The following is a 6,152-nucleotide window of genomic DNA, read 5'->3' as shown; positions in this document are numbered from 1 at the left end:
TGGCGACATACGGAGCTGACGAATACTAATAGATCGAGGACTTAACCAAATTTTACTTAACAAACTTCAATGTAATTTATCCAGTTTTGAGAGAACAAGTTCTCTAATATAGTCTAGTGATGATGGCAAAGAGGTCACACCCGTTCCCATGCCGAACACGGAAGTTAAGCTCTTTAGCGCCGATGGTAGTTGGGGGTTTCCCCCTGTGAGAGTAGGACGTTGCTAGGCACACTAAAGCACAGCTGATTTAATCAGTTGTGCTTTTTTTATTGTTAAAAATAAGGTCTCTAAGCGGTCGTATAGGAATAAGATTAACTATTTCCATATTTTAATTAGAAATGAGTTTTGATCTAATATATTCAAAAAGATTGGTGGATTTTTATGACAATAAAAAAAACGTTAGTTATTTTACTCCATGAAATTTATGGTGTTAATAATCATATGGAGTATTATAAAACTATTTTTAATAATGCAGGATTTGATGTAATTGTTCCTAATTTATTAGATAGAGAACCCTTTTGTTATTCAGAGGAAGAAGAAGCATATGCATACTTTATGATAGAAGTAGGGTTTGAAAAGGCTCAGTTAATAGTTGAGCAAATTATAAATGAACAAAAACAATATATGAGGATATTTATATTGTTGGATTCAGTATCGATGCAACGCTGGCATGGTTATGTAGTGAAAAGTCAGTATCAGCTGTTTTCGTTTTTTATGGATCGCGTATCCGCCAATACTTACATATTAGACCTAAAGTTCCTACTGTGGTTTATTTTGCTGAAAAGGAAATATCTTTCAACCCTCAAATAATTCTTGTGCAATTGCAACAAAAAAATCAAGTTTATACTCACCTAGTGAATAAGAGTCATGGCTATATGAACCCATTTGATAAAAATTTTGATAAGTTAGCGGCGGATAAATCAACAAATGAAATTTTTACATGGATTAAATTGTAGGTGTTAATTTGGTTTGTTATAATAAATGTAGAACAGAATGGAGTGATACGTATGTTTCTGCAAATTGAACCACAATCAGATGTGCCAATATATACGCAACTAACGCAGCAAATTATTGAAGGTATTGCCAGTGGACAGCTGAAGTCTGGAGAGTCCTTACCATCAGTTAGAGCTTTGGCGGCTGATTTAGGAGTAAATATGCATACGGTTAATAAGAGCTATCATGAATTAGAAAAAAAGGGGATGATACACATTATCCCAAAGTCTGGTGCAGTTGTTACAGGGCCAAATGATTTAGGTGTGACAAATACGCAAATACAACAAGTTGAGAGAATGTTACGACCTGTGGTTGCAGAGGGATTGGTCGTTGGATTAGGGGCACAAGATTTACAACAACTTGTGCAAAAACTAATAAAAAACTTGTCATAAAGGGGCCTAAAGGAAATGGATGGATATATTTTTTCATTATTTATGTTTGCTTCGATTGGTTTACTACAAGTATTTTTACCATATTGGATTAAAGAGACGATTGTTTTTGGTGTAACCGTACCAGATCAGCAAGTTTATCACCCTATTGTGAAGGCATCTAAAAAGATATATACTTTAACGCTTTTAGGCATCCTGATCATTTTAGTAGCGGGTTATGTTTTGTGGGAAATAAATAGTAGCGTGAATGATGAGTTAGCCATTATTGTGGGAATGACCCTACAATTTATATTGATTGGTATAAGTATGGTGATGTATTTTATATTGCATAATAAAATTTCGAAGTTGAAAAAAGTGGAGGAATGGGGATTTGACCTGAAACAAGTAAAGGTAACAGATTGGTCTGTACGGGCACGTGATGAAATGTTGCCGATATTCTATTTTTTACTACCAATCTTTGTAGTAGGTGGCCTGATTATTTACACTTATATGCAATATCCACTACTCCCTGAAAAAATTGCAACGCATTGGGGGCCTAACGGTCAGCCGGATGCCTTTACAGATAAAAATAGATTTTCAGTAATTGCATTACCACTCATTTTATTAGTGATGCAGATTATGTTTGCAGGTATTATTGAGTTAACACGTCGTTCAGGCATTAAAATTAGCGCGACTAGAACGCAGCAATCCATTCGTCAGCAACTGGCGATGAGAAAGTATTCAAGTTGGTTAATGTTTTTAATGACCATGTTAATAACAATTCTCTTGAGTTTCTTACAATTGACAACAATTCATAGCAATCTAGTAAGTGAGAGTGTGATGCTTATCATGTTCATTAGTTTCATTTTTATCACAATTATTGGAGTAATTGCTTTTGCAGTGAAATTGAGTAGTTTAGGTGAAGCTAAAAATACTAATTATTCGGCTTCTGGTATTACAGATGTAGACGAGGACCAGTACTGGATTGGTGGTCTATTATATTTTAACCGCAATGATCCATCGATCTTTGTAGAGAAGCGATTTGGTGTTGGTTGGACGATAAATATGGCTAGGCCTACTGCCATTACTTGTATTTTAGGTCCGATATTATTAATTATTTTAATTTCTATATTTGCATAAATGGAAGAAGAGTAGATTAACTTAACTATAACGATTAAGTATATAACACATCTGTTTAAACGCTTTTTAGAGCTGAAACAGCCCGAGTAAAAGAAAACTAGACATATCATTATCAAAAAGGTTATAAAGCTGTCTAAAGACGATATTAGGGTAATGCGTATTGAATAAAAGCACCACTTTTAAAATCATATACCTCATTTGTAACGATTTGTTCATGTGGTGTTCATATTGGCAAAGTAATGTTACTACCATAGTAATAATAAATTCTATGGGGGAATGACATTATGGAGGCAAAATGGAGTTTACGCTTAATTCGTTTAGCAGCAATTTTTGGTTTGATTGGAGCCGGATTAGGTTCGCATATGGCGGGGTCTGGTAGTTATCAATTCCGCCCGATTCATGTTCATATTTTATTAGTAGGTTGGTTATCAGTGTTCTCATGGGGTATGTTCTATCGCGTGTATAGAGTGAAATCAGCAAAATTAGTAGCAGCTCATGGTTGGACTGCCATTATTGGTTCTATTGGCTTAACCGTGGGTATGTGGTTAAACGCACTAAAACCATTTAACGTGAACGAAACATTCGCATTAGTCTTTTATATCGTAGGTGGAACAATTTTATTAGTAAGCTTTGGCTTATTCATCATTACAACATTCGTGATCGATACTAAGGATAGAAAATGAAGTAATATATATATGCGAAAAGCATCCTCAGAAAGTTAAGCTGAAGGTGCTTTTTTCGTTTTTATACACCTATAGAAGAGATGTTACGAAACGATTTAATATAACGCTCATAGTTTCGTATAATATTTCCCGGGAAATAATTATAACTCAAGTTAATTAAACATTTTATCATCTTAGAGAATTTCACAGGTGAAGTAATCAGTTAAATCATACAAACAAGAAATTGCAAAACGAGCCCTTAACAGTGTAAAATATTGTGTGAATCGATATTAATTTATCGTATCGTCCAATTTATAAAAGGATGTGATTAGGGTGGGATATGAAAAGTATTTACCAGCTACTACAAGAACTCATGCAAAGCCTTTTAATAATAATTTGGCGATTCTTTGCATGGGGTGATTAAAGTATCATCGCCGTTGCATGTCATATTATTCATTGAAATGCTTTGCCCTAAACTTCAATTATGATAGTGGAGGAGCGAGTTCCAATGAGATATGTGAATGCACAGGATATTATTCCGCAAAAACTGTTAGCTGAACTTCAACAGTATGTACAAGGAGATTTACTCTATATCCCCAAGCCGGAAAAAAACAGGGTCAAGTGGGGAGTTCATTCTGGTGAGCGTAAACGGTTATCTATACGCAATGCCCAGATACGAGATGCATTCCGAAGTGGATCATCTTTAACATACTTAGCTGAGGAATATAATTTATCTGTGGAAACAATAAAAAAAATTATTTATACAAAATAAGTCGTAATAGCTGCTATGATAATTAGCAGCTATTTTTATGTAGAGTTTAATTATAAAAATAATCCCCAATTGTAAACCTAAAATATATGTAGTAAGTTGAATACAAAGGAGTGATACGAATGGAACCCTTTATGAATGTAGAACAATACCAGTTCGTCAAGAAGCAAGCTAAGAAAATAGCTAATGCTTATGCGAACACCAATGATAAGCATGTCCTTCAGGCGATACAGGCGTTAGTAATGGAGAGTATTAATGAAAAACTCATTGGATTAGATGAAGTGAGAAGTAGCATTGTGAAGCAAATCATAACTATTCAAACGAAGGAACAGCTTGAAAATTTTATTGAAAAGATAAAAGTTTATGTAACCCCATTTGAAAAGTTAACTGAAAAAGAACTTAAAAAGCTCTTCCCAAAAGATAAAAAATTAAAAGTTCCAGATTTGAAAAATATAGATTGGACTGAAATTTCTTATTTAAGTTGGTTCGATTCAGGAACTAACCGTAAATATATCGTTTATAGAAATGATAACAACATTAAAAGTATCCGAGGCATCTTTAGTCAATCTAGTAAAAAGGGAATATGTACTATTTGTAACCAGCATCAATCAGTCGGCATGTTCATGAGTTCTAAAAAGGGTAAAGCGGTAGGCACATATGTAAAACGAGGAAACTATATTTGCGTAGATAGCACGGCATGTAATGAAAACTTAACAGATTTTACAAGGCTAACTGATTTCATTGCAACGATTAATGACTAAATTTTAGCTAAAGCAAACCATCTAATTTAGATGATTTGCTTTTTTATTTACATACTTAAGAAGACATTTATAAGGGGATAGGTATTCTAAAATGAATTCTTAATCTATTACATATTGAAAAATCATACAGATTACGTTCCAAAAAAATAAACTGAAATGTATATAGTAGTTTGGAAAAAGCCTAATTTAATAATCAGTTATTTGAAGCAGAGCTAACTCGTTACAGATACGAATGTTAAGTTTGATTTACAGTGTAGTGTTGTAAGGTTAGAAACCTGTTAAGCGTATTTTCTTCAGTAGATAGACCTAAATATATTTCCTACCACTTTGTAAACAAGAGGCAAGAAAATAATTATGGTACAATCAAATTAAACTCATCATTAATAATACCCTCTTAAGAAAAGAAGGTGACAATATGTCAAACCCGTCAGAAGAAGTGAAAATTACACATCGATCAACAAAGGAAAAAGATGATATTTTAAATCGACTAAAACGAATTGAAGGACAAGTTCGTGGTATTCAAAATATGGTTGAAAACGATCGTTACTGTGTAGACATCTTAATTCAAGTATCCGCTATTAATGCAGCATTGAAGAAAGTGAACATGAATTTATTAGAAAAGCATACTAGCCACTGCGTATCGGATGCGATTAAGAATGGTGAAGGAGAAGAAGCGATTAAAGAATTGATGGACGTTTTTAAGCAATTTGCAAAGTCCTAATGTGTGATAGTCAGCTATGTATGCTGACTTTTTACCTTATCATTGACATACCTTACAGGGGTATGGTAAATTGTTTGTGAGAAGTAATTTAACTTCAACAAATCTTTGGAAGGAGAGTTAAAAAGAATTGAGCGATTTATAGAGGCTTATAGTAATTAAGACATTTAGTCAAAAAATGCCGAGCGCTCAATATAGATGGATAAAAAAATGATTATAAGAAAAACTTAAAGTGAAGCTCCGTTATTAAACACTTTAATTATTTGAGTAGTATTAATAGTTTTTCATGTAGCTATTAGCACAGCAGAAAAGGTATAAATAAGATGGTACAAACAAGGTGAAAGAGTTTGTAGTATTTTTAGTTAGATAAATAAAAGTTTTATTTTACCCTACTGGGGTATAGTAATTTTATAAAGAAAATGAAAACACATTAGGAGGAACTATTTATGCAACAAATTACTTTAAACGTACAAGGTATGTCTTGCGGACATTGCGTTAATTCAATTGAAGGAAATGTAGGTAAGTTAAACGGAGTTGAATCTATAAAAGTACATCTTGATACAGCAAAGGTAGATGTATTGTTAGATCCAAATGTGATCAGCTTAAAAGAAATTAAAGCTGAAATTGAAGATCAAGGTTATGATGTAGTGTAATCTACAAAGTGCCAAAAAGAAATCGTGCTGGGTTCAGCACGATTTCTTTTAAAACCAAAGCATTTATAATTGCAGTAAAGTAAGGAGT

8 protein-coding genes, 1 rRNA gene and 1 pseudogene are annotated in these 6,152 nt (G+C 33.2%); all 10 read left to right on the top strand.

Annotated elements, in window-relative coordinates:
- Positions 1 to 112: 112 nt before the first annotated feature.
- Positions 113 to 228: ribosomal RNA gene (gene rrf, locus ACQKM9_RS08275) — 5S ribosomal RNA — on the top strand.
- A gap of 153 nt (positions 229 to 381) precedes the next feature.
- Positions 382 to 552: pseudogene (locus tag ACQKM9_RS08270) on the top strand (dienelactone hydrolase family protein); the annotation flags it as partial.
- A gap of 68 nt (positions 553 to 620) precedes the next feature.
- On the top strand, positions 621 to 956 hold the full coding sequence (locus ACQKM9_RS08265; protein WP_427733914.1) for a dienelactone hydrolase family protein: 336 nt from the start codon (positions 621 to 623) through the stop codon (positions 954 to 956).
- 51 nt (positions 957 to 1,007) lie between these two features.
- On the top strand, positions 1,008 to 1,385 hold the full coding sequence (locus tag ACQKM9_RS08260; protein ID WP_427733899.1) for a GntR family transcriptional regulator: 378 nt from the start codon (positions 1,008 to 1,010) through the stop codon (positions 1,383 to 1,385).
- A 15-nt stretch (positions 1,386 to 1,400) separates the two neighbouring features.
- Positions 1,401 to 2,501, top strand: coding sequence for a DUF1648 domain-containing protein (locus ACQKM9_RS08255; RefSeq protein ID WP_427733898.1), 1,101 nt, complete (start codon positions 1,401 to 1,403; stop codon positions 2,499 to 2,501).
- A 284-nt stretch (positions 2,502 to 2,785) separates the two neighbouring features.
- Complete coding sequence (locus tag ACQKM9_RS08250) at positions 2,786 to 3,184, top strand: hypothetical protein (RefSeq protein ID WP_427733897.1); 399 nt, start codon at positions 2,786 to 2,788, stop codon at positions 3,182 to 3,184.
- Between the two features lie 487 nt (positions 3,185 to 3,671).
- Positions 3,672 to 3,935 carry a CD3324 family protein gene (locus ACQKM9_RS08245; RefSeq protein ID WP_427733896.1) on the top strand — a complete coding sequence of 88 codons (264 nt, stop codon included), beginning with the start codon at positions 3,672 to 3,674 and terminating at the stop codon, positions 3,933 to 3,935.
- 119 nt (positions 3,936 to 4,054) lie between these two features.
- The gene (locus tag ACQKM9_RS08240; RefSeq protein ID WP_427733895.1) at positions 4,055 to 4,693 is read left to right on the top strand and encodes a FusB/FusC family EF-G-binding protein; all 639 of its coding nucleotides are present in this window, start codon (positions 4,055 to 4,057) and stop codon (positions 4,691 to 4,693) included.
- Positions 4,694 to 5,108: 415 nt separating this feature from the next.
- Positions 5,109 to 5,414: a metal-sensing transcriptional repressor gene (locus ACQKM9_RS08235; protein WP_038180847.1), complete on the top strand. Its 306-nt coding sequence runs from the start codon at positions 5,109 to 5,111 to the stop codon at positions 5,412 to 5,414.
- Positions 5,415 to 5,857: 443 nt separating this feature from the next.
- Complete coding sequence (copZ, locus tag ACQKM9_RS08230; protein ID WP_427733894.1) at positions 5,858 to 6,064, top strand: copper chaperone CopZ; 207 nt, start codon at positions 5,858 to 5,860, stop codon at positions 6,062 to 6,064.
- Positions 6,065 to 6,152 lie beyond the last annotated feature (88 nt).

This window comes from Viridibacillus sp. NPDC093762, assembly GCF_050279675.1.
In the GTDB taxonomy this organism is placed as follows: Bacteria; Bacillota; Bacilli; order Bacillales_A; family Planococcaceae; genus Viridibacillus.
The sequence above is the reverse complement of the archived record's forward strand: the minus strand, read 5'-3'. Positions and strand labels throughout refer to the sequence as shown.

Coding starts and splice junctions, on each gene's coding strand:
- ACQKM9_RS08260 (WP_427733899.1), top strand. CDS start 1,008: ATGTTTCTGCAAATTGAACCACAATCAGATGTGCCAATATATACGCAA.
- ACQKM9_RS08255 (WP_427733898.1), top strand. CDS start 1,401: ATGGATGGATATATTTTTTCATTATTTATGTTTGCTTCGATTGGTTTA.
- ACQKM9_RS08250 (WP_427733897.1), top strand. CDS start 2,786: ATGGAGGCAAAATGGAGTTTACGCTTAATTCGTTTAGCAGCAATTTTT.
- ACQKM9_RS08245 (WP_427733896.1), top strand. CDS start 3,672: ATGAGATATGTGAATGCACAGGATATTATTCCGCAAAAACTGTTAGCT.
- ACQKM9_RS08240 (WP_427733895.1), top strand. CDS start 4,055: ATGGAACCCTTTATGAATGTAGAACAATACCAGTTCGTCAAGAAGCAA.
- ACQKM9_RS08235 (WP_038180847.1), top strand. CDS start 5,109: ATGTCAAACCCGTCAGAAGAAGTGAAAATTACACATCGATCAACAAAG.
- copZ (WP_427733894.1), top strand. CDS start 5,858: ATGCAACAAATTACTTTAAACGTACAAGGTATGTCTTGCGGACATTGC.